This window comes from Pantoea sp. EA-12 (genome assembly GCF_030053355.1).
Lineage (GTDB): Bacteria > Pseudomonadota > Gammaproteobacteria > Enterobacterales > Enterobacteriaceae > Pantoea > Pantoea vagans_C.
The window spans coordinates 1-21,598 of sequence record NZ_JASGBY010000025.1 but is presented as its reverse complement, the minus strand read 5'-3'; the positions used below and the strand labels follow the sequence as shown (position 1 = coordinate 21,598).

22 protein-coding genes are annotated in these 21,598 nt (G+C 51.8%); 8 read left to right on the top strand and 14 right to left on the bottom strand.

Translation table 11 applies throughout. The annotated features are described in order from the left end of the window. Positions 1-62: 62 nt before the first annotated feature. A complete protein-coding gene (gene mdoC, locus QMZ30_RS24705) occupies positions 63-1,187 on the bottom strand; it encodes a glucans biosynthesis protein MdoC (protein WP_283229265.1) in 1,125 nt (374 codons plus the stop codon). A gap of 279 nt (positions 1,188-1,466) precedes the next feature. Between mdoC and QMZ30_RS24700 the strand changes: the two genes are divergently transcribed. The 3 genes from QMZ30_RS24700 (at position 1,467) to QMZ30_RS24690 (ending at position 5,921) form a co-directional block, all read left to right on the top strand. Further along, a complete protein-coding gene (locus tag QMZ30_RS24700; protein ID WP_201023826.1) occupies positions 1,467-3,002 on the top strand; it encodes a glucan biosynthesis protein G in 1,536 nt (511 codons plus the stop codon). Next, positions 2,995-5,544 (top strand): glucans biosynthesis glucosyltransferase MdoH, encoded by a 2,550-nt coding sequence (gene mdoH / locus QMZ30_RS24695; protein ID WP_039337092.1) that lies wholly within the window; start codon positions 2,995-2,997, stop codon positions 5,542-5,544. The genes QMZ30_RS24700 and mdoH overlap by 8 nt, the downstream gene beginning before the upstream one ends. 137 nt (positions 5,545-5,681) lie before the next feature. Continuing rightward, a complete protein-coding gene (locus QMZ30_RS24690) occupies positions 5,682-5,921 on the top strand; it encodes a YceK/YidQ family lipoprotein (protein WP_283229264.1) in 240 nt (79 codons plus the stop codon). A gap of 3 nt (positions 5,922-5,924) precedes the next feature. Here QMZ30_RS24690 and QMZ30_RS24685 read toward each other — a convergent pair whose 3' ends face one another. The 3 genes from QMZ30_RS24685 to QMZ30_RS24675 all read right to left on the bottom strand — a co-directional run bounded on the left by QMZ30_RS24685 (position 5,925) and on the right by QMZ30_RS24675 (position 8,192). Then, positions 5,925-6,323, bottom strand: coding sequence for a MysB family protein (locus QMZ30_RS24685; RefSeq protein ID WP_283229263.1), 399 nt, complete (start codon positions 6,321-6,323; stop codon positions 5,925-5,927). Between the two features lie 120 nt (positions 6,324-6,443). Next, the gene (locus tag QMZ30_RS24680) at positions 6,444-6,710 is read right to left on the bottom strand and encodes a hypothetical protein (RefSeq protein ID WP_034820172.1); all 267 of its coding nucleotides are present in this window, start codon (positions 6,708-6,710) and stop codon (positions 6,444-6,446) included. A 558-nt stretch (positions 6,711-7,268) separates the two neighbouring features. After that, complete coding sequence (locus QMZ30_RS24675) at positions 7,269-8,192, bottom strand: Kdo(2)-lipid IV(A) acyltransferase (protein ID WP_282995811.1); 924 nt, start codon at positions 8,190-8,192, stop codon at positions 7,269-7,271. A 267-nt stretch (positions 8,193-8,459) separates the two neighbouring features. Between QMZ30_RS24675 and trhO the strand changes: the two genes are divergently transcribed. Beyond that, positions 8,460-9,515 carry an oxygen-dependent tRNA uridine(34) hydroxylase TrhO gene (gene trhO, locus QMZ30_RS24670; RefSeq protein WP_039337098.1) on the top strand — a complete coding sequence of 352 codons (1,056 nt, stop codon included), beginning with the start codon at positions 8,460-8,462 and terminating at the stop codon, positions 9,513-9,515. Between the two features lie 192 nt (positions 9,516-9,707). On the opposite strand, the gene QMZ30_RS24665 is transcribed toward trhO, so the two are convergent. The 10 genes from QMZ30_RS24665 to mdtH all read right to left on the bottom strand — a co-directional run bounded on the left by QMZ30_RS24665 (position 9,708) and on the right by mdtH (position 17,441). Continuing rightward, positions 9,708-10,283, bottom strand: a complete 576-nt coding sequence (locus tag QMZ30_RS24665) for a YceI family protein (protein WP_502921499.1) — start codon at positions 10,281-10,283, stop codon at positions 9,708-9,710. Between the two features lies 1 nt (position 10,284). Further along, complete coding sequence (locus tag QMZ30_RS24660; RefSeq protein ID WP_282995812.1) at positions 10,285-10,857, bottom strand: cytochrome b; 573 nt, start codon at positions 10,855-10,857, stop codon at positions 10,285-10,287. Between the two features lie 295 nt (positions 10,858-11,152). Next, positions 11,153-12,268, bottom strand: coding sequence for an N-methyl-L-tryptophan oxidase (gene solA, locus QMZ30_RS24655; protein WP_282995813.1), 1,116 nt, complete (start codon positions 12,266-12,268; stop codon positions 11,153-11,155). Between the two features lie 107 nt (positions 12,269-12,375). After that, positions 12,376-12,630: a biofilm formation regulator BssS gene (gene bssS / locus QMZ30_RS24650; protein WP_013508627.1), complete on the bottom strand. Its 255-nt coding sequence runs from the start codon at positions 12,628-12,630 to the stop codon at positions 12,376-12,378. A gap of 288 nt (positions 12,631-12,918) precedes the next feature. Next, the gene (locus tag QMZ30_RS24645) at positions 12,919-13,188 is read right to left on the bottom strand and encodes a hypothetical protein (protein ID WP_282997089.1); all 270 of its coding nucleotides are present in this window, start codon (positions 13,186-13,188) and stop codon (positions 12,919-12,921) included. 142 nt (positions 13,189-13,330) lie between these two features. After that, positions 13,331-13,576: a DNA damage-inducible protein I gene (dinI, locus tag QMZ30_RS24640; RefSeq protein WP_039337104.1), complete on the bottom strand. Its 246-nt coding sequence runs from the start codon at positions 13,574-13,576 to the stop codon at positions 13,331-13,333. A 68-nt stretch (positions 13,577-13,644) separates the two neighbouring features. Beyond that, positions 13,645-14,691 (bottom strand): dihydroorotase, encoded by a 1,047-nt coding sequence (gene pyrC / locus QMZ30_RS24635; RefSeq protein ID WP_283229262.1) that lies wholly within the window; start codon positions 14,689-14,691, stop codon positions 13,645-13,647. A 135-nt stretch (positions 14,692-14,826) separates the two neighbouring features. Next, positions 14,827-15,390, bottom strand: coding sequence for a lipoprotein (locus QMZ30_RS24630; protein ID WP_039333614.1), 564 nt, complete (start codon positions 15,388-15,390; stop codon positions 14,827-14,829). Positions 15,391-15,501: 111 nt separating this feature from the next. Further along, a complete protein-coding gene (gene grxB, locus QMZ30_RS24625) occupies positions 15,502-16,149 on the bottom strand; it encodes a glutaredoxin 2 (protein ID WP_039333616.1) in 648 nt (215 codons plus the stop codon). An 89-nt stretch (positions 16,150-16,238) separates the two neighbouring features. Beyond that, positions 16,239-17,441: a multidrug efflux MFS transporter MdtH gene (gene mdtH / locus QMZ30_RS24620; RefSeq protein WP_283229261.1), complete on the bottom strand. Its 1,203-nt coding sequence runs from the start codon at positions 17,439-17,441 to the stop codon at positions 16,239-16,241. A gap of 245 nt (positions 17,442-17,686) precedes the next feature. On the opposite strand from mdtH, the gene rimJ reads away from it, so the two are divergent. From rimJ to murJ, 4 genes are all read left to right on the top strand, one after another. Next, the gene (gene rimJ, locus QMZ30_RS24615; RefSeq protein WP_039333620.1) at positions 17,687-18,280 is read left to right on the top strand and encodes a ribosomal protein S5-alanine N-acetyltransferase; all 594 of its coding nucleotides are present in this window, start codon (positions 17,687-17,689) and stop codon (positions 18,278-18,280) included. A 13-nt stretch (positions 18,281-18,293) separates the two neighbouring features. Continuing rightward, positions 18,294-18,923 (top strand): DUF480 domain-containing protein, encoded by a 630-nt coding sequence (locus tag QMZ30_RS24610; protein WP_283229260.1) that lies wholly within the window; start codon positions 18,294-18,296, stop codon positions 18,921-18,923. A gap of 1 nt (position 18,924) precedes the next feature. Next, a complete protein-coding gene (locus tag QMZ30_RS24605; RefSeq protein WP_283229259.1) occupies positions 18,925-19,845 on the top strand; it encodes a Gfo/Idh/MocA family protein in 921 nt (306 codons plus the stop codon). A 121-nt stretch (positions 19,846-19,966) separates the two neighbouring features. Next, positions 19,967-21,505 (top strand): murein biosynthesis integral membrane protein MurJ, encoded by a 1,539-nt coding sequence (gene murJ, locus QMZ30_RS24600; protein ID WP_039333626.1) that lies wholly within the window; start codon positions 19,967-19,969, stop codon positions 21,503-21,505. Positions 21,506-21,598 lie beyond the last annotated feature (93 nt).

Below are 21,598 nucleotides of genomic sequence, written 5' to 3'. Positions count from 1 at the left end.
CAGCCTGCTCATCAGCTTCAGAGCGTGTTGTCAAAAAGGGCAAATTGCCTGAAACCATGCCACTATTTCCGTTGCGGTTTACCCGAGAACAGGAAGCGCAGTAGCGGGATACGTAGATGGATTTCGTACAGAGTAAAGGCGATACCAAACACCATCGCTAAACCGACAAAGAAGCCCAGTGTGTTGCTACTGATGTGTGGCACCACGTAAATACCGTACAGAATGGTCAGTGGATGGTGCACCAGGTAGATAAACAGCGAGGCATTCACCAGATACATAATGCGCGGTGAATGGCTGTTCAGCAGTTTGTGACCAAAGCTAAAACAGACATTCAACATACACAACCCCATCAGGGTCGAGACAATGGCATCAATTTCATATAACCAACCGTCGCCGCTGCTATAGCGCTGGTTCAAGCTGTAAGCAATAAACACGGCGATGGCACCAAAGCACATCACCGGGTTGAAACGCACGAACAGCGCTTTCAATGCCTGATGCTTCCAGGCCAAGGCACCCAGCATAAAGAACGGCAGGAAGGTCAGAGTTTGCATCACGGCTACGCTAAACAAACCGTCGGCGAAAACCGCGGGTACGGTGTAAAACAGGGCGCGGCGTAACAGGCACCACAGCAGCGCATAAGCCAAAAAGGCCAGCGTCAATTTCCCCCAGCCAATCTGCTGATAATCAATGCGGCGTTGCTGGGTACGTAACCAACGGAACGTCAACATTCCCAGTGCTGTCAGGATCACCAGTACCAGCAAAAACCACAGGTGAGAAATCAGTTCCCAGGCCAGAGTGTTGTACTTGTCATACAGCGAAAAGCTATCCCAATTCCCTACCTTATCCGTGAGGTTTTTTAGCATAAAAAACTGCGGCAACGTAATCAGCGGAATGGCGGTCAAAAGGGGGATGCCAACACGCTCCATGCGCACCTTCAACCAGCGTTGAGGCTTATAGCGCAGATAGAGCATGTAGGAAAAATAACCGGATATAACGAAGAAGACCTGCATACGGAACGCGTGAATAAAATCATTCAACACCGTTAGCCACATAGAGGCATCCTGGCTGTTAACTGCCCAGCGCTGAGTGGAGTAAATCAGAGAGACGTGAAAGGGTACGCCTAATAACATCAAATATGCTCGGATGGAGTCGAGAAAATATTCGCGTTCGGGTTTTGCTGAACTCATAAGCTTCCAATTTGTCAGTTTACTTGCCGGTTTCGCCCTGAAACCAGATTATGCTGGATGAAAATTCTACCGCCTGTAAACAGCGTATACTATCAGGTGATTCTGTATCTTAACCTGAAGGGTTTAATTATCCGAAAAGCACTCTTTTAGCTTACAAATCAGCGGAACAATCTTGTGCATATGCTGTCGGAAAACCGAATAATCCTTTAAGATAAACAGGTTTGATTTAAGCGCACGAAAGGGGGGGATGTGCTAAATAAAGTGAATAATAAAGTAGGACTGGTAAAAATGCGCTGGGTAGGCGCGGCAGTTCTGCTGGCGTTGTACGCCAACAATAGCTGGGCGTTCAACATTGATGATGTGGCAAAACAAGCTAAGGCGTTGGCAGGGAAAGGTTACGAAGCGCCGAAGAGCAACTTACCCTCTCAGTTTCGTGATATGAAATTTGCGGATTATCAGCAAATCCAGTTTAACCACGACAAAGCATACTGGGGCAAACTGCGCACGCCGTTTAAGCTCGAGTTCTACCATCAGGGCATGTATTTCGATACGCCAGTGAAAATTAATGAGGTCACGGCGTCTTCAGTTCGCGAAATCAAATACAACCCCGACTATTTCAACTTCGGCAACGTCAAACACGATGCTGATTCGGTTAAAAATCTCGGCTTTGCCGGTTTCAAGGTGCTGTACCCGCTGAACAAAAAGGGTAAAGACGACGAGATTGCCAGTTTCCTCGGCGCCAGCTACTTCCGCGTGATTGGTGAAGGTCAGGTTTACGGTCTTTCAGCGCGTGGTTTAGCCATTGATACGGCGTTGCCGTCAGGTGAAGAGTTCCCGCGCTTTAAAGAGTTCTGGATTGAACGTCCAAAACCGCAGGACAAACAGCTGGTGATCTATGCACTGCTGGATTCACCGCGTGCCGCCGGAGCCTATCGCTTTATCATCAAGCCGGGCAAAGAGTCGACGGTTGATGTGCAGTCGAAAGTCTACCTGCGTGACAACGTCGGCAAACTGGGTGTGGCTCCGCTCACCAGTATGTTCCTGTTTGGCGCTAATCAGCCATCGCCAGTCACCAATTTCCGTAATGAATTGCATGACTCCAATGGTCTGTCGATTCACGCGGGCAACGGTGAGTGGATTTGGCGTCCGCTGAATAACCCGAAACATCTGGCGGTGAGTACCTTCACCATCGAAAACCCGAAAGGTTTCGGTCTGCTGCAACGTGGTCGTGACTTCAGCCACTATCAGGATCTCGACGATCGCTACGACCTGCGCCCAAGTGGCTGGGTTGAACCAATGGGTGACTGGGGTAAAGGCCGTGTTGAGCTGGTTGAAATCCCGACCGCCGATGAAACCAACGACAACATCGTTGCGTTCTGGACGCCGGAAAAACTGCCTGATCCAGGCAAAGAGATGAACTTCCAGTATCGCCTGCACTTCACGCGTGATGAAAACCTGTTGCATCAAGATGATGTGGCATGGGTGAAAAACACGCTGCGTTCAGCAGGTGATGTTAAACAGTCTAATCTGGTGCGTCAGCCAGATGGCTCCATCGCCTTTACCATCGATTTCGTCGGTAAAGCGATGAGCAAGCTGCCTGACAATACGCAAGTCGCGCCGCAGGTCAGCGTGGGCAATAACGCCGATGTGGTTGAGCAAAGCGTACGCTACAACCCGGTAACCAAAGGCTGGCGTTTAGTGTTGCGTCTGCGCGTGAAAGATAACAAGCAGCCGACCGAAATGCGTGCGGCGCTGGTGAGCGGCGACAAGACATTGACGGAAACCTGGAGCTATCAGTTACCTGCCAATGAATAAATCGATATTTCTACCTCAATCTTACGTGGAAGCTCTGCCGCTAGATGCGGCAGGGCGGGCTCGTCTGAGCGATTCGCTTCAGCATGCTCAGGCGTTCCACGCTATTCATACGTCGCTAGGGCAGGATAACGCCGCCAGCGAGCGCCCGGACGATGCGCCGCTCAAATCGGTGTCATCCCGCGTGCAAATGGCGTGGCCAGATTCGCTGGCAGATGGCCAACAGCTCAGCAAGGATTATCTTGACCGCACCACACTGAAGGCGATGCCAAAAGTGAAGCGATCGCTGATGTTCCCGGAAATCTGGCGGACTAACCCGATTGCCCGCGCCTGGGATTCACTGCGTGGTCAGAAATCCACCCCGCGCTATGCCACGGCAGAAGAACAGAAGACGGAAGACAAATGGCGCCATGTGGGCTCTATGCGTCGTTACGTGCTGCTGATCCTGACGCTGTTGCAGACTGTGGTTGCCACCTGGTACATGAAGACCATTCTGCCTTATCAGGGCTGGACACTGCTCGATCCGATCGAGTTGTTTAACCAGAACTGGTTGCAGTCGGTTGAGCTGATCCTGCCGTACATATTACAAACCGGAATTTTGTTCCTGTTTGCCATTTTGTTCTGCTGGGTCTCCGCCGGTTTCTGGACTGCTTTAATGGGGTTCCTGCAACTGCTGATTGGCCGCGATAAGTACAGCATCTCCTATTCCACCACCGGTGATGAACCACTCAATCCTGAACACCGTACTGCGTTGATCATGCCTATCTGTAATGAGGATGTTGAGCGTGTGTTCGCCGGACTGCGTGCCACCTGGGAATCGGTGCAGCGTACCGGTAATGCCGAGCACTTCGATGTTTATATCCTGAGCGACAGCTACGATGCCGATATTGCCATCGCCGAGCAGAAAGCGTGGATGGAGCTGGTTCGTGATGTCGGTGGGGCAGGGAAGATTTTCTACCGCCGTCGCCGTCGCCGTGTGAAGCGTAAAAGTGGCAACATCGATGACTTCTGCCGTCGCTGGGGGAGCAACTACAGCTACATGGTGGTGCTGGATGCCGATAGCGTGATGAGCGGTGAGTGCTTGTGCGGTCTGGTGCGCATGATGGAAGCGAACCCGAACGCTGGTATCATCCAGTCGTCACCTAAAGCGTCCGGTATGGATACCCTGTATGCTCGCTGCCAGCAGTTTGCCACGCGCGTATATGGTCCGCTGTTTACGGCCGGTCTGCACTTCTGGCAGTTAGGGGAGTCGCACTACTGGGGCCATAACGCCATCATCCGTGTTCAGCCGTTTATCGAACACTGTGCGCTGGCACCGCTACCGGGTGAAGGTTCCTTCGCGGGCTCGATCCTGTCGCATGACTTCGTTGAAGCGGCCTTAATGCGCCGTGCCGGTTGGGGGGTGTGGATCGCCTATGATCTGCCTGGCTCTTATGAAGAGCTGCCGCCGAACTTGCTGGATGAACTGAAGCGTGACCGTCGCTGGTGTCACGGTAACCTGATGAACTTCCGCCTGTTCCTGGTAAAAGGTATGCACCCGGTGCACCGTGCGGTGTTCCTGACCGGGGTGATGTCTTACCTGTCAGCGCCGTTGTGGTTTATGTTCCTCGCCTTGTCCACCGCTTTGCAGGTGGTGCATACGCTCATGGAGCCGACCTACTTCCTGCAACCGCGCCAGCTGTTCCCGGTGTGGCCGCAGTGGCGTCCTGATCTGGCGATTGCGCTGTTCTCTACCACCCTGGTGCTGCTGTTCCTGCCGAAACTGCTCAGTGTCGTGCTGATCTGGTGTAAAGGAGCAAAACCTTATGGTGGCGCCATCCGCTTGTTCTGCTCACTGATACTGGAAATGCTGTTCTCGGTGCTGTTAGCGCCGGTGCGTATGCTGTTCCACACGGTGTTTGTGGTCAGCGCCTTCCTTGGTTGGGAAGTGGTCTGGAACTCACCGCAGCGTGACGACGATGCCACGCCATGGGGTGAAGCTTTCCGCCGCCATGGTTCGCAAATGCTGTTAGGTATTGTCTGGGCAGTGGGTATGGGCGTGCTGGATCTCAACTTCCTGTGGTGGTTGGCGCCGATTGTGTTCTCACTGATTCTGTCACCTTTTGTCTCGGTGATGTCGAGCCGTGCAACTGTGGGGCAGAAAAGTAAGAACGCCAAACTGTTCCTGATTCCGGAAGAGTATGAGCCGCCGAAAGAGCTGGTCGATACCGATCACTACTTACAAGTGAACCGCCAGCGCGCGCTGAAGAATGGCTTTATGCACGCACTGTTCAACCCGGCGTTTAACGCGCTGGCGACAGCCATGGCGACCTCACGTCACAAGCAAAGTACCTTGCTGGATCATGCGCGTGATCGTCGCGTCGATCAGGCCTTGAGCGATGCACCGGAAAAACTGAACCGCGAGCAACGCTTGCAGTTAATCAGTGACCCGGTGGTACTGGCACGTGTGCATTCACGTTTGTGGGAAAGTGCGGATAAATATCATCAATGGGTGGAGAGCTATCAAAAGCTGAAACTCAATCCTGAGGCATTGCCTCAGCGTTAAGATGGAAAATCGAAAAGCGGCAGAAATGCCGCTTTTTTTTGCCATGATTCTGACTAACGTAATCTTTACGTATTGAGGTGTGGTTATTTCACTACGCGGGCGGTTAAACTGACGCCAGTTCATTGTGAGTAAATGTTGTGAAAGATTTCCTGAAATTAACCGTACTCAGCGCCGCGATTCTGCTATTGAGCGGTTGTGGCAGTATCATAAGTCGTACCATTCCCGGCCAAGGGCACGGTAGCCAATATTATCCTGGCGTACAGTGGGATGTCCGTGACGGGCCGTGGCGCGTCCTGACCATTTTAGATTTGCCGCTCTCGCTGGTGATGGACACCCTGCTATTACCGGTTGATGCCCATCACGGTCCGTACGAGTAAATGTTACGCCCAGTTGTCTGAGGGGCTATCGTCATCTTCCCACTCTTCCGCTGCAGCCTCGCCTTCTTCGAGGTCACGCGGAGGTTCAAGCTGGAATTCACCTTCATCCCACTCGTGCAGGGTATTTTCTGACTGCCACTCCTGACGCAGTTCGACTTCATCAAAATCACCGTCAAACACCGCCTGTGCGGCTTCGCCGCTGCAGATAGGCAGGCATTCTCCTTGATCATCTTCGTCGGCGAAAAACTCGGCCTGCCACATAGTGTCGCCATCTTGCATGACATACTTTTGCAGCGCGAACTGACTCACACTGGCATCGTCTGCGGTGATATCAGATTGGCTGGCAAGAAACTCTTCACGTGCAGCTTCAATGGCTTCTTCGAGGGTGCTAAACAGGTTCATGGTGAACTCCTTGTCGCTAGAAAGAGGATTTCACAGAAGAATAGACAAAAAAATGGCAGTGTGCAGAGCGGCGAGAAAATAACGGTGGGTGGTTGAGGGAAATTCAACCACCCATACCGTTTATATCATCTTTTGCGGGAAATGCAGTACAGGACGTACAGACTCGCGAATAATTGGGGCAGAATAACGGATGCAGCATTTAATACAGGGTTTCACCTTTTTAAAATTAATTCTCGCAGTCGATAAAGCCTGATTTAAATTATAGAGCGTACCGATAAAAACCATATCCTCCTTTACGGGTAGACGTTTACACTCTTTCCGATGCAGAAGGTGATAGCCCTCTTGATCGGTACTGATCGTTACGTAGTAATAGATGCCTTTATTCATATTATAAGTACCTGCGATATATTTGCTGTGTGTAATCTTTTTATATTTTTAGAAGGGCAGTTATTGAACTAACTGTCACGGTTGAAACTAACTGGAATCGATTTCGCGGACAAATTCCAGAATGGAATAAGGATAGTTTTAAAAACATGAAAGTGGCATATAGTGGTCAGGCACTAAGACAATACCTTGTTAAGTAAGTTAATTTTACTGCATTGATAAGCGGAGCCAAAGCATTCAGCAATATTAAATAGGAATAGGCCTGGAATGGATGAAAATCAGATCCGTGCGCCCATATTTCAATCAGTAAATGGCGTTGATGCTGTTAGAGGGAATTTCAATAAGTTACACGGGATGATGTTCACATTTTGTTAACAAAGATTAAGATTCTGCATCGCCACTGATGTTTTATCACATTGAATAAAGTTAAAGATGGTACCAATGAAACAATCATCCTGAGTTCCGACTGGTCCAGTTTTACCAAAATTAGCCGGATATCATTGTGATATAAGCCAAATTCATACAGAAAACAGTGGAACACAGAGTGTGCTCCACATCACATTAATACAGGGATGGTTGACCTTCGGGGCGAGTTTTAAAACGACGGTGCAACCACATGTATTGTTCTGGTGCGAGTAGAACGGACTCTTCAACCACTTTATTCATCACGGTTGCTGTATCAAGTTCGCTTTCCAGTGAGAACTTCGCACGAATGTCGGGCATCATCTTTAATTCATAGCCGCGTCCATTAGGCAGGCGGCGCGCCAGAAAAGGCACCACGCTGGGATTGCCCAAACGAATCAGCATATGCGTGCCAGTGGTAGTTGCGGCATCCTGCACGGCGAAGAACGGCGCAAAGACGCTGCTGCGTGGACCATAATCATGGTCGGGAGCATACCAGATGATGTCATTGTTCTTCATGGCGCGAATCATGCCTTTGAGATCCTTACGATCAAGCATGCTTTTATTGGAGCGCATTCTTCCCCACGTCTGCAGCCAGTCAATCAACTTGTTGTCGTTGGGGCGGTAAACACCAATGCCCGGATTGTGCATACCGAATACGCGCGCGCCCAGTTCAAGGGTGAGAAAATGCATGCCAATCAGTAAAATCCCGCGTTTCTCGGCCAAGGCATTAGCCACATGCTCAAGCCCAGTGGTTTTTACCCATTTCTGGATGCGCCAGTCAGGCCAGAACCACGCCATACCGGTTTCAATCAGCCCCATTCCGACTGATTCAAAATTATGCTTTACCATCGCCTCACGTTCGCTGGTGGGCATGTCAGGGAAACACAGTTCAAGGTTACGTTGCGCTACTTCAACACGACGCTTCATAAAGCGCATCGCTACACGGCCCAGACCACAGCCAAACGCGTGCAGAACCGGGTAGGGGAGTAATACCAACAGGTAAAGGAAACCAATGCCAATCCAGGTAAACCAGTAACGTGGATGAAGAAGCTCACGAGTAAATTGGGGAAGTTGAGTCATTGAAATGTCAGTATCCTGCGTCTTGTGCCAGAGAGTCCGGTTTCTGTTATTTGCCGCGATTATGCCATTTTTTCTTGCTGACTGAAATCAAGCATAGCTTGCACGTTGGCTAAAGGCAGCAGCTTTGCGCATTAAAATGCAATGGCAGCGCAGAACTGCGCCCATAATCACGGCTGGCAGGATAATCCGTCCAGGGGCTTTGCTTCAGGGGGAATTCAGGTATCATGTGCGCGCTAAATTTCTCTGATTGCTAACAGGAAGAACACCATGCCAGTGTTACACAACCTCGTTTCCAATAAAGAGCTGAAAGAACGTATGTTGGCGGAAACCGAACCACGTACCACAGTCTCTTTTTATAAATACTTCCAGATTGCCGACCCTAAAGCATTCCGTGACGCCCTCTATGTTGAGATGACCAGGCTCAAGGTGTTTGGCCGCGTGTACGTTGCTCATGAAGGGATTAACGCGCAAATCAGTGTGCCCGCCAGCCAGTATGAAGCCATGAAGGCTGCGCTCTATGCGTTTGACCCGGCGTTCAACAATCTGCGTATGAACATTGCGTTAGACGATGACGGTAAATCATTCTGGGTGTTACGTCTTAAAGTGCGCGAACGCATTGTCGCGGACGGGATAGAAGACACGAGCTTTGATGCCAGTGATGTCGGCGCCTATTTAAAAGCCGCGGACGTGAATGCCTTGCTCGACGACCCGGAAGTGGTTTTTGTCGATATGCGTAATCACTACGAATTCGAAGTGGGGCATTTCGATAATGCCATTGAAGTCCCGGCTGATACGTTCCGCGATCAACTGCCGATGGCAGTGGATATGCTGCAGGACCAGAAAGACAAAAAAATTGTCATGTATTGCACCGGCGGCATTCGCTGTGAAAAAGCCAGCGCGTGGATGAAACACAACGGCTTCAACGATGTGTCCCACATTGAGGGCGGCATAATTGAATATACCCGTCGCGCCCGTGAGCAGGGTTTACCGGTGCGTTTCAAAGGCAAAAACTTTGTCTTTGATGAACGTATGGGGGAGCGTATTTCCGACGATATTCTTTCCAGTTGCCACCAGTGTGGCGCGCCTTGCGATAGCCATACTAACTGCGTCAATGACGGCTGCCATCTGCTGTTTATTCAGTGCCCAAGCTGTGCAGAGAAGTACCATAACTGCTGCAGCCCTATCTGCATGGAAGAGTCCAAGCTGGAACCTGAAGAGCAGCGCGCACGCCGTGCTGGTCGGGAAAATGGCAATAAAGTGTTCAATAAATCTCGCGGATTACTGAACATGACCATGGCTATTCCTGTACCCGAGAAGAAGTAATCGTTTAATAGCCTGAAGTCACCCGGCTTCAGGCTATATACCCGTCATACTTCAAGCCGCTGGTGCGTTGGCTGCCTTCACTCACCCCAGTCACATACTGGTGTATGCTCCCGGGGATTCGTTCAGTTGCCGCCTTCCTGCACCAAGAGTAGGCCCCATGAGGGGACTCGAAGTATTTAGGGTATATATATGCTATTGACGTACACCCTCTACCGAAATGATCAGTTCTGCCGTTTGCGATGCGGGTCCGAGATCTTTGCTGATATTAAACTCTTTCAGGACGATATTGCCGCTGGCTTCAAACCCTGCGCGATAACCGCCCCAAGGATCTTTGCCTTCGCCGATTAATTTGGCATCCAGCGTGATCGGTTTCGTCACGCCATTCAGCGTGAGATCGCCGGTGACCTTATAATCCTGCCCCTCTTTTTTCACCGCTGTGGAGGTAAAAGTGGCCTGCGGGAATTTTGCGGTATTCAGGAAGTCGGCACTGCGGATATGTTTGTCACGCTCAGCATGATTGGTATCAAGGCTGGCAGTATTGAGGGTGACGTTAACTTTATCTGCGGCCGGATTCGCTTCGTCAAAGGTAAAAGTACCGTCAAAGTCTTTAAAGGTGCCGTACAACCAACTGTAACCCAGATGCTGAATGCGGAACTGCACAAAGGCATGCTGGCCTTCTTTATCAAACTTATACTCCGCAGCGTTAGCCATAAAACCGGTGCTCAGTAAACCGGCGGCGCTCAACGCCAATATCGTTTTCTTCAACATGTTACTTTTCCTTTTCAGAGGTTAAGGGGATGCGGTAACCCAGCATCCTTTTTAGGGTCACATCTCGATCGATAAAATGGTGTTTCAACGCGGCCAGCACATGCAGCGCGGAAAGCAGCACCAAACTCCATGCCAGCCATAAATGCACATCCCCCGCCAGGTCAGCTTGGACGCCGGCTCCACTGAACAGGGCGGGTACATTGAACCAGCCAAAAACAGAAATAGGTTTGCCATCGGCAGTAGAGATGAGATAGCCGCTCAATAAGAGAACCAGCAACAGCCCATACAGCAGCCAGTGCGCGGCGCTGGCGGCACGGCGAACCTGCGGTGAGTACTGTTTGAGCGGCACAGGAGTAGGGGAAATCACACGCCAGCACAGGCGCAGTAGCAGTGCGGCAAACAACAGGATGCCGATGCCTTTATGGATTTCCGGAGCGTTGTGGTACCAGCTATCGTAATACCCCAAGCCGACCATCCATAAACCCAATGCAAACATGCCGTAAATAGCCAGCGCCATCAACCAGTGTAATAAAATGGAGACGAGCCCGAAGTGTTGGGGTGAATTACGCCACATGTTCGTGAACCAGCGATTGAAATAAGTAGCAATGAGCATCCACATTTTGAAATGTGAAAGCAATCAGGCTTACTTTTCTATAACTTCCGAAATGATATTCGGAATAAATGAGTGATTATTTAAAAGTTAACCAGGATTATTGAAGGCAGGGTGTTATCGATGAGGATAAAAATGAATAAAGGGGCAATTACTACACCAAATGCGTCATCGCTTACGGCAAAGTTTCATGAAATAACAATTAACGTCAATTTATGTCAATCAGCCTGGCGCGTCAGTGCGCCAGCACCAGGACATTTTATGCGAATCGATCCAATGAAAACGGAGCAAGATCGAAGGAGAACGGTTTATCCTGCGCAAACTCGCTAGCCAGTTCACCCAGCACGCTGGCAAATTTAAAACCGTGTCCACTCAACCCGGTGATGATCAAACGATTGGGTTCGCCCGGCAGCGTATCAATAATGAAGTCTTCATCTGGCGTGTTGTCATAGCTGCACGCTTCACCATGTAAACAAACTCCCACACCGGGCAGGAACTGGCGCAGGAAACTAAAGGCTTCATTACCATCCGCGGCGATGCTACCAAAGGGCTTGCGATCCTCAGGTTTCTGCATCGGCTGTCCACCATCATGGCGGCCCACTTTTAAGGCGTTGTTATCTGCTGGGAAGCCATAAAAATGAGTACCGTCTGGCATCTCTACGGTGAAACCAGGGAATTGGTTATTCTCACTGTAACGACCGTCAGCCTGATACCAGGCGAAGACTTTACGCACCGGCGTGACCGGCAAATCTTTCACTAACTGGCTGACCCAGGTTCCGGCGCTGATAAGCAGTTTACGTGCGCGAAACACGCCGTCACGCGTTGTGACCTGCTGAAGATCACCATCGCGGCCAATTTCACTAACTGGACAGTTAAACAGCTGGGCACAGCCCGCTTGCTCGGCCAATTGCACCCAACTGCGCACGGCCTGTTCACATTTGAGGAAGCCGGAATGAGGTTCAAATACGCCAATGTATCCGTCTGGTACGCTAACCTGCGGCCAGCGCTTGCGCACCTCATCAGCCTGCAGCACTTTTACGTCCAGTTGAAACGCTTTCGCGCTGTCGATGACGTTCTGGATAAACGAAGAAGTGATGGGCGCAAGGTTAAGAATACCGCTGCGATGCATAATGCGTTCACCGCTCTGCTGTTCCAGCTCGTCCCACAGAGTTTGCGCACGTAACACCAAAGGGACATAACGTTCACCTTCACCATACGCATGACGGATCAAGCGAGTTTCACCATGGTGCGTGCCTTGATTGTGTGGCGGGTGGGCACTATCAATCATCAGTACGGATAAGCCAGCCTGAGTGGCATAAAAACCGGCGGCTGCCCCGACCGATCCACTGCCCACCACAATCAGATCATAAACCATAACCCCATCACTCCTGCAAAACGGCGAAAATTTTCAACAGCATACCAAAAGAGAGCGCCCATGAAAAAGGCACCCTGTTGGGTGCCCTTTCACGCGAAGATAAGAAATTAGTGCTTTTGATTATCGCGAAGGTATTGCTCTGTGGACTCTATCTTTGCAATGCCAGCTTCGAGTATCGAGATGAACTGTCTGGCTACATCGGTAGTCAGCCAGTAGGTGGGCCCCACGTCAGCTTCTTCTTCTTTCTGATCCTGCGATGATAGCGAGTGCAGGCGGATCATCATGGCGTCATAACTGTCTACAGTACTGATGTCCCATCCTACCAGCGGATGAGTCTGAATGACGTCTTTATTTCTGTCCATTATAACCTCCATATTACTCGTTAAACGAAGTGCTTCTTGAGGTTCAATGCGGCTTTTCTTGCACTAGCGGGACAATTATAACATGAAACAGGCGGTACAATAGTTAAAAAGTGGGGTGTTCTAAATCTGAACTAAAATAATTGCGTTTAGAATGCGACTTTCGTCGAATAATAGCATGCCCAGTGAGACGGGCATTTATTCGATAAACTAACGCGTATCAGTAACAGCATTATCGGCTTACCAAACCAGAAACTTTAGGCACTCTCGACACCAGAGAAAGTGTTGGTCTCAGGCCTGAGGTTCTGTGGGCGACTGGCCATTGCGTTTCTGAATCTCTTCCGCTAACCGGGTAAAATGCTGCTGTAACTGTGCGTCATGGTTCTGGTTTTGTGCTTCGAGCGACAGATTGTGCACCAGTAACTGACTGGCACGATCGTCGAGACAGAACGTTAAACTGGCAAATGCGTTTTCCAGCACGGTTAATCGGCGCTGTTGTTCGGCAATTAAAGCCAGTAACTCACCAAAGGTCATCGCCTCTTCTGGTTTTTCAGTAGTCATGTAAAACACCTCCTGTAAGCATGACGAGGCAAGAATAGGGGATCGTTTGATCAGAGTCTAGATGCAGCGAGTTTATCTGGCGAGGGGGAAATAAAAACAAAAAAACCGGGTGGCGAAACCCGGTAAAACGGCACTGCGGCAGTTAATCAGTAATAAACCAGTCGTCTGCACTTTCCCACGTTTCTTGTAAAATATCGCTAATACGCTCCCGCGTGTCTTTGCCGCCGCCGAATACGCTGAGCTGGTTGCCGCCGGCATAGCGGACTTTGACATGGTGATCGTCATCGGGGAAATCACGAGAAATACGGCGGGTCAGTTCTGCACTGAGTGCATCCAGTGCGCCTGGGGGAAGGGGCTGAGTTTTCGCAACGGTAATTTCAACACGCATAAAAGCCTCCGGGATAATATACTGTTTATTTGTACAGTATAATTATGCCGAAGGCAACAGATGCAACGTTATTCTTTTATGCGCCAGTTGAGGGTCTCACCGGCCAGGAAGGGGACCAGTGTATCGTCGGCGACCTGAACGCTTTCCTGCACTGTCCAGGTTTCACGTACCAGGGTTAAGGTGCCTTCGTTGAGTGGCAAGCCATAGAAGTTGGGACCATTCTCTGAACAGAACGCTTCAAAGTGTTCCAGCGCATTCAAATCTTCAAACACCGTGGCGTAGGCCGGCAGAGAGGTCGGTGCGTTAAATACACCCGCGCAGCCGCAGCTGGCTTCTTTCAGATGGCGCAAATGGGGTGCGGTATCCGTGCCAAGGAACACGCGACGGTTGCCACTGGCGACCAATTTACGCAACGCTTCCTGATGGATATTGCGTTTTAGAATCGGCAGGCAATAAAGATGCGGGCGCACGCCGCCCACCAGCATGTGGTTACGGTTGAACATCAGGTGTTGAGGCGTGATGGTGGCGCCAAGGAATTCGTTACCTGCCGCGAGGTACTCCGCAGCTTCTTTAGTCGTAATGTGTTCCATGACGACTTTTAATGCCGGGAAGCGCTGACGCAGCGGCTCCAGCACGGTTTCAATAAAGCGCGCTTCGCGGTCAAAAATATCGATGTGTGAATCCGTGACTTCGCCATGAACCAACATCGGCATACCGAGCTGCTGCATACGCTCTAACACCTTGGCAATGGAATCAATATTGGTAACGCCATGGCTGGAGTTCGTGGTGGCATGAGCGGGGTATAGCTTAGCGGCGGTGAAAGTGCCGTTGCGGAAGCCGCGTTCAATTTCATCCGGATCTAATGAATCCGTGAGGTAGCAGGTCATCAGTGGGGTGAAAGCATGTTCTGCTGGCAGCGCGGCAAGAATGCGTTCGCGATAAGCAACAGCGGCTTCAACGCTGGTGACTGGCGGAACCAGGTTTGGCATGACAATCGCACGACCGTTCACCGCACTGGTATAAGGCAGTACTGCATTGAGCATCGCGCCATCGCGCAGATGGATGTGCCAGTCGTCAGGGCGGCGAATCGTGATTTGCTGGGGTTGGGCTGTCATTCAAAAGGCTCCGGCTAAGAAAAAAACGAAAGGGCACGTTTAGGCCGGGGAGTAATCATAAGGGTGTGAGCAACCGTTTGCACGGGATTTTGTTGCTGTCATGAAAAACCGCACCTGATGGTGCGGTTGTGTCGGTTAATCCGTAAACGGAATCACCAGTTGTCCAGGTTTTACCTCAATGCCTTTGGCAAATTTCTTCGCCAAAGCTTCACCTTTACTGCGATCTTCACTCAGCACATAGGCCGGTTTTTCATTGAAATAGCGCTTTAGCGACTCATTCAGGTAGGGCGTCAGGGTCTTCATAATGGAGGCCATTTTTTCCGGCTGCACCTGGGCATCGACGATCTCCATGTCATGCAGGTAAATCGCCCCTTCCTGAGCATTGAACACTGGCTGTGCCTTCATTTTCAGCTGCATTTCGGCCTGCTGCGGGCCAAACAGTGAGCTGACATTGATGTTGGCTTTACCGGAAAGGGTGATCTTTCCCGGTTCTTCGCGGCCAATCTGGCTATTCAGATCGCTTAGGACAATATGCGCATTCACCAGCCCAGAAACGCCGACGTCTTTCTCGAAGTTATTGCGCTTTTGCAGCGCCTGATTCACTTCTTGTTCGCTGATGGTGTATTGCGTCAATTGGTTACAGCCGCTCAATAGCACGGCTAAAAACAGGGCCAGTAGCCCGTACATCGCCTTTTTCATCGTTCCTCTTCCTGAATGATATGGCAAACCCGGCATAGCCTGCCTGAAAGCGGGCCAGGAGTCACCAGGAGAGGGACGAGAAACGCCGATGCGTTTCTCGTAAAGCACAGATTATGCAGCGATAGAAGAGAGCAGGTTAATCTGCGTTTGCTTCGCCATGTTGTCACGATAATCGGCGACGCGGCTGGGCCAGTCGATACCGGCAACCAGCGTCAGGGAGCGTAACAGCGGGAAGAGATTGATGTCGTCTTCAGACAGTTCGCCATTGACCGCATTGGGTTTGACGATCAACTTATCGAGCTGGCGCAAATCATCACTGATATTTTTAATCAGTCCCGGCGCGTGTTTGCGCAGTTCGCCAAAGTCACCGAGGCTGGCCTGCTTTTTATCGCGGAAATAGTTGCGCGCTTCAGGCGTGGCAAACTCAGCAAAGGCGGCGTCAGCAATACGAGGGATCAGCAGCTTATTAATGTAGCCATTGACGCGGCGCAGCCAGTCACTGATCGCCGGGTTATTTTTGCCGTTCAGCAGCGGTTCGCGGTCTTGCTTATCCACCAGTCGCACAATATCCATGCTTTCCGGCATCGCACTGCCATCGGCCTTTTGCAGTATCGGGGCCATCTTCTGACCAATCAGTTTCTTTGGCATCTGCTCGTCGTCATTGAGCATGACGATCAGCTCGACAGGCAGATTTTTTAAACCAAAAATCATGCGCGCTTTGACGCAGAAAGGGCAGTGATCGTAGATGTAAAGTTTCATCCCGCTTCTCCTGTGATGATAAGGGTGACAAGCGTCACCCTTTTTCCGGACGTGCGGGAAGTATGGAAGAGATTATCAACAGGGGCAAACTAGCTGCTGAAGATGGCCGGTGCCACCGGGCGTGGTTGGAACTGCCACCACAAGGCCATAAGCGTGACCATGCCAACGCTGCTCAATAACATCCATGGCAGTTCAGGCAGTGCCATCTGCTGCCCAACATCAAACATCCAGCCGCCGCCGGAGTAGCCAATTAACCCTCCAATGGCGAGCCCTAATCGGCTGAAGCCCATGTAACTTCCGCGAGCGCGTGAACTGGCCAGCGAAGCGCTAAGCGTTTCTCGCGCCGGTTCGGCAATGATGGAACCGAGATAAAACACGCCAATGAGCATAAACAGAGAGGGCAATGACTCGGTCATGCCTACTGGCAGCAGGCTGAAGGTCATCAGGAACAAACCGGCCATCAGGCGCGTTTCCAAACGAAAACGTTTTTCGCTCCAGCGTGCCAGCGGATAGAGCAGGCTCAATGACAACATGGCTTCGATGGCATACATCCATTTCACCGCCGCAGGCGCGCCCGCCACCTGGTTGACCATCACGGGCAGCATCAGCATCACTTGCACCGCCAGGATGTAATAGCCGGTCAGCGTCAGCACATAGAGGCGAAAACGCTTATCTTGCCAGACCCGCTGCATGCCTTCGCGCATGGCAATCCGTTCGGTCGAAATGCGCCATGCCGGTAGCCACACGGCGTTAAAGATGGCCGCCGCGACAAATACCGCTGCACCCACCCAGCACACCAGACGGAAATCCCACGCCAGCAGCCAACTGCCGACCAGCGCCCCCAATACCGCACCGGCGCTGTCTTGCATCATCAGAAGGGAGAAAAAGCGCCCGCGCTCACGAGCACGTACCAGCTTAACCACCATGGCACTGCGGGGCGGATCAAACAACGTGCCGCCCAGCCCCGAGAGCAAGCAGGCCAGCCATAGCAGCCAAGGTTGGTGTGCCAGCGCCATGCAGGCAAACCCGGCGGCGCGCATCAACATGCCCGTCACAATCAAGGGACGCGCACCAAAGCGGTCAGCAATAGCACCGCCAAAAATGCCCAATCCTTGCTGCACAAATTGACGCAGACCCAGCGCGATGCCGACCATTAATGCCGCCCAGCCGAGCTGCTCAACAAAGTGAATGGAAATCAGGGGGAATACCACGAAAAACCCTAAAACCACCAGCATGTTATCTACTAACAAAAATGTTTTACCGAGGCGTCGTGCCCGCGCTACCCGAGACATGCTTTATCCTGAGCAGGAGAGAAGAGAAAGAGACCAGTTGGTCTATTTTCCGCCTGCCAACAGGGGAAAAACAGGGTTATCAGGATGATATTTTTTAATCGCATGAGCAGGAATATTAATCCTGGATCGGGAAGAATTACTTTGCCCTATGGCAAGGGTTTTACCGCAGCCAAGGTGACGGTTATAGTGAGAAGTATCGCCGCTGGCGTACATCTTTCTTAAAGTTATGGATTTCAGGAGTCATGATGTTTGGCTATCGTTCTGCTGGCCCACGCGTGCGCCTCACTACCGACCGTTTGGTGGTTCGTTTAGTGCACGAACGCGATGCCTGGCGACTGGCGGATTATTACGCCGAAAATCGCGTTTTTCTCAAACCCTGGGAGCCGGTGCGTGATGAAAGCCACTGCTATCCCTCCGGCTGGCAGGCGCGTTTAGGATTGATCGCTGATATGCACAAACAGGGATCTGCCTACTATTTTGTGTTGATGGACCAGGAAGAGCATGAAATACGCGGTGTCGCGAATTTCAGTAATGTGCTGCGCGGTTCCTTTCACGCCTGTTATCTCGGCTATTCGCTGGGCGAAAAGTGGCAAGGGCAGGGCATGATGTTTGAAGCGTTGCAGTCGGCGATTCGCTATATGCAGCGCCAGCAACGTATTCATCGCATCATGGCCAACTATATGCCGCATAATCAGCGCAGTGGCGATCTGCTGGCACGACTCGGTTTTGAGAAAGAGGGTTATGCGAAAGACTATTTGCTGATTGATGGACGCTGGCAGGATCATGTCCTCACGGCGCTCACCTGGCGCGACTGGACCCCGGATCGTCGTGGACAATAATAAGGAATTGAAAATGAAGATGGCACTCTCTGCTCAGGCGCTGCGCGTTATTGGCTGCCTGCTGGAAAAGCAGGTCACTACGCCCGAACAGTATCCACTTTCCCTCAATGGCGTGGTCACCGCCTGCAATCAAAAATCGAACCGCGAACCGGTGATGACCCTCAGCGAAATGGAGGTGCAGTCACAACTTGATGAGCTGGTGAAGAAGCATCTGGTGACCTCCAATAGCGGTTTTGGTCAGCGCGTGAGCAAATATGAGCAGCGCTTCTGCAACTCGGCGTTTGGCAACCTGCAACTCAGCAGTGCTGAAGTGGCGGTATTGACCTTGCTGTTTTTGCGCGGTGCTCAGACGCCAGGCGAACTGCGTACCCGCAGTGGCCGCCTGCATGAATTCAGCGACATGAGCGAAGTGGAGCAGACGCTCAACGGATTAATTACGCGGGATGATGGCCCGATGGTGGTGCGCCTTGCACGTGAGCCGGGCAAACGCGAAAGCCGCTACATGCACCTTTTCGGTGGTGATGTGCTGGAAGAAGCATCCGAAAACGTCAGTGCAGTTAACCACGATGACCTTGCTACACGCGTTGCACAGTTAGAAGCCCGGGTGGCGCAGCTGGAACAATTGCTGCAACAGGAGCATTAAGATGACGCTGCGTATTGGCATGGTGGGATTAGGCGGCATCGCGCAGAAAGCCTGGTTGCCGGTGTTGTCTCAGGCGACAGGCTGGCAGTTAGCCGGGGCTTTTTCGCCCAATCAGGCAAAAGCGCAGCCGATCTGCGACAGCTATCGTCTGCCTTATTTTAGCCGGCTCGATGCACTGGCCGCGGCCAGTGACGCGGTATTTGTGCACAGCAGTACCGCCAGCCATTTTGAGGTGGTGCAAGCACTGCTGCTGGCGGGTAAAGATGTCTGTGTCGATAAACCCTTAGCCGAAACCTTGCAGCAAGCTGAAACCCTGGTGGCGTTGGCCGAGAAGCGGAAACGTAAATTGATGGTGGCGTTCAATCGCCGTTTTGCGCCACGCTATCAGCAGTTGAAAATTGAAATGCCGCGTGCAGCCTCTTTACGCATTGAGAAACATCGCGCGGATAGCGTCGGCCCTCATGATCTGCGTTTTACCTTGCTGGATGATTATCTGCATGTGGTTGATACCGCACTGTGGCTGGCGGGAGGCAAACTGACGCGCGAGCAAGGCCACATTGAGACTAATGACGAGGGTGCGATGCTGTACGCGGAGCATCACTTCTCGGCAGGTGCGCTGCAAATCACCACCAGCATGCATCGGCGTGCCGGCACACAGCGTGAAGTGGTCAGTGCTATCTGTGACGGCGACTATATCGAAATCAACGAAATGCGTGACTGGCAACAAGAGAACAGCAGTGGTTTGTATCGCAGCGCGCCGCCAGCCTGGCAAGACCACCTGACGCAGCGTGGTTTTAGCGGCGCAGCACGCCATTTTATTCAATGCGTAGAAAATCAGACGATGCCTGAAACCAGTGGTGAACAGGCGCTGGCAGCGCAGCGTTGGATAGAAAAACTGTGGCGAGATGCTGAACAGGAATAACCCCTTGTAACACTCAATGCTGGTCATTTCCCGCTGTGGCAGTAGACTATCGCCGGACATCACAGGATGTCCGCGCTAAGTTGCTCATTTATCCGAAACTTTTCAGGATGCGCCACACACTATGAATTTGTTGAAATCGCTGGCTGCGGTCAGTTCGATGACGCTGTTTTCCCGCGTGCTGGGTTTTGCCCGTGATGCCATTGTGGCCCGCGTTTTCGGTGCCGGGATGGCCACCGATGCTTTCTTCGTTGCCTTCAAGCTGCCTAATCTGTTGCGCCGTATTTTTGCCGAAGGTGCATTTTCACAGGCGTTCGTGCCCATTCTCGCCGAGTACAAAAGTAAACAGGGTGAAGACGCCACGCGTGTGTTTGTCGCTTATGTCTCGGGTTTGCTGACGCTGGTGTTGGCAGTGGTGACGGTGCTGGGCATGATTGCCGCACCTTGGGTGATTATCGTGACGGCGCCAGGATTTGCCGATACAGCGGATAAATTTGCCCTGACCAGTTCGCTGTTGCGCGTGACCTTTCCTTATATTCTGCTGATCTCCCTCGCGTCCCTGGCAGGGGCGATTCTCAACACCTGGAATCGCTTTTCGGTACCCGCGTTTGCCCCCACGCTGCTGAATATCAGCATGATTGGTTTTGCCGTGTTTGCCGCGCCACACTTCCATCCGCCGGTGATGGCACTGGCATGGGCCGTGGTGGTGGGGGGCGTTCTGCAGCTCTTCTACCAGCTGCCGCATCTGAAGAAAATTGGCATGCTGGTGCTGCCACGCGTTAATCTGCGTGATGCGGGCGTATGGCGCGTGATGCGTCAGATGGGGCCAGCCATTCTCGGTGTGTCGGTGAGTCAGATTTCGTTGATCATCAACACCATTTTTGCCTCCTTCCTTGTCTCCGGTTCGGTATCCTGGATGTACTATGCTGACCGACTGATGGAGTTCCCTTCCGGCGTGCTGGGTGTGGCATTAGGCACCATTTTGTTGCCGTCACTGGCGAAGAGTTTTGCCAGCGGTAATCATGACGAATATTCCCGTTTAATGGATTGGGGTTTGCGTTTGTGCTTCCTGCTGGCGCTGCCCAGCGCGGTGGCATTGGGCATTCTTTCCGGGCCGTTGACGGTGGCTTTGTTCCAGTACGGTAAATTCACGGCGTTTGATGCCGCCATGACGCAACGCGCGTTGGTCGCTTATTCGGTGGGCTTGATGGGGCTGATTGTGGTGAAAGTACTGGCACCCGGTTTCTATTCCCGTCAGGACATCAAAACGCCGGTTAAAATTGCTATCGTCACACTGATCATGACACAGCTGATGAACCTGGCCTTTATTGGCCCGCTTAAGCATGCTGGGCTGTCATTATCGATTGGTCTGGCGGCCTGTCTTAACGCCGCGCTGCTTTACTGGCAATTACGCAAGCAAGATATTTTCCAGCCGCAGCCTGGCTGGCTCAGCTTCCTTGTGCGGTTGTTTATTGCGGTGGTGGTGATGGCCGCTGCACTGCTCGGCATTCTGTATGTGATGCCGGCGTGGGAAGAGGGGCAGATGTGGTGGCGTTTACTGCGTCTGGCGGCGGTGTGCGCCATCGGTGGCGGCGCCTACTTTGTGATGTTGGGCTTGCTCGGCTTCCGACCCAAAGATTTTGCCCGCCGCACGTTGGCATAAAAAAAATCCCGCCTCGGCGCTGAGGGATCCCCACTAAATCAGCGCTAATAAACCAACACCATATTTTGGTAGGTTTTGGCGAGGTGGTTAAGA

What these genes read in the sequence shown, in the direction of transcription:
- bssS (WP_013508627.1), bottom strand. Translation starts at nt 12,630, where the DNA reads ATGGACAGAAATAAAGACGTCATTCAGACTCATCCGCTGGTAGGATGG.
- solA (WP_282995813.1), bottom strand. Translation starts at nt 12,268, where the DNA reads ATGGTTTATGATCTGATTGTGGTGGGCAGTGGATCGGTCGGGGCAGCC.
- grxB (WP_039333616.1), bottom strand. Translation starts at nt 16,149, where the DNA reads ATGAAACTTTACATCTACGATCACTGCCCTTTCTGCGTCAAAGCGCGC.
- rimJ (WP_039333620.1), top strand. Translation starts at nt 17,687, where the DNA reads ATGTTTGGCTATCGTTCTGCTGGCCCACGCGTGCGCCTCACTACCGAC.
- dinI (WP_039337104.1), bottom strand. Translation starts at nt 13,576, where the DNA reads ATGCGTGTTGAAATTACCGTTGCGAAAACTCAGCCCCTTCCCCCAGGC.
- QMZ30_RS24665 (WP_502921499.1), bottom strand. Translation starts at nt 10,283, where the DNA reads ATGTTGAAGAAAACGATATTGGCGTTGAGCGCCGCCGGTTTACTGAGC.
- QMZ30_RS24605 (WP_283229259.1), top strand. Translation starts at nt 18,925, where the DNA reads ATGACGCTGCGTATTGGCATGGTGGGATTAGGCGGCATCGCGCAGAAA.
- pyrC (WP_283229262.1), bottom strand. Translation starts at nt 14,691, where the DNA reads ATGACAGCCCAACCCCAGCAAATCACGATTCGCCGCCCTGACGACTGG.
- QMZ30_RS24660 (WP_282995812.1), bottom strand. Translation starts at nt 10,857, where the DNA reads ATGTGGCGTAATTCACCCCAACACTTCGGGCTCGTCTCCATTTTATTA.
- QMZ30_RS24610 (WP_283229260.1), top strand. Translation starts at nt 18,294, where the DNA reads ATGAAGATGGCACTCTCTGCTCAGGCGCTGCGCGTTATTGGCTGCCTG.
- murJ (WP_039333626.1), top strand. Translation starts at nt 19,967, where the DNA reads ATGAATTTGTTGAAATCGCTGGCTGCGGTCAGTTCGATGACGCTGTTT.
- QMZ30_RS24675 (WP_282995811.1), bottom strand. Translation starts at nt 8,192, where the DNA reads ATGACTCAACTTCCCCAATTTACTCGTGAGCTTCTTCATCCACGTTAC.
- QMZ30_RS24680 (WP_034820172.1), bottom strand. Translation starts at nt 6,710, where the DNA reads ATGAATAAAGGCATCTATTACTACGTAACGATCAGTACCGATCAAGAG.
- QMZ30_RS24630 (WP_039333614.1), bottom strand. Translation starts at nt 15,390, where the DNA reads ATGAAAAAGGCGATGTACGGGCTACTGGCCCTGTTTTTAGCCGTGCTA.
- mdtH (WP_283229261.1), bottom strand. Translation starts at nt 17,441, where the DNA reads ATGTCTCGGGTAGCGCGGGCACGACGCCTCGGTAAAACATTTTTGTTA.
- mdoC (WP_283229265.1), bottom strand. Translation starts at nt 1,187, where the DNA reads ATGAGTTCAGCAAAACCCGAACGCGAATATTTTCTCGACTCCATCCGA.
- trhO (WP_039337098.1), top strand. Translation starts at nt 8,460, where the DNA reads ATGCCAGTGTTACACAACCTCGTTTCCAATAAAGAGCTGAAAGAACGT.
- QMZ30_RS24685 (WP_283229263.1), bottom strand. Translation starts at nt 6,323, where the DNA reads ATGAACCTGTTTAGCACCCTCGAAGAAGCCATTGAAGCTGCACGTGAA.
- QMZ30_RS24645 (WP_282997089.1), bottom strand. Translation starts at nt 13,188, where the DNA reads ATGACTACTGAAAAACCAGAAGAGGCGATGACCTTTGGTGAGTTACTG.
- mdoH (WP_039337092.1), top strand. Translation starts at nt 2,995, where the DNA reads ATGAATAAATCGATATTTCTACCTCAATCTTACGTGGAAGCTCTGCCG.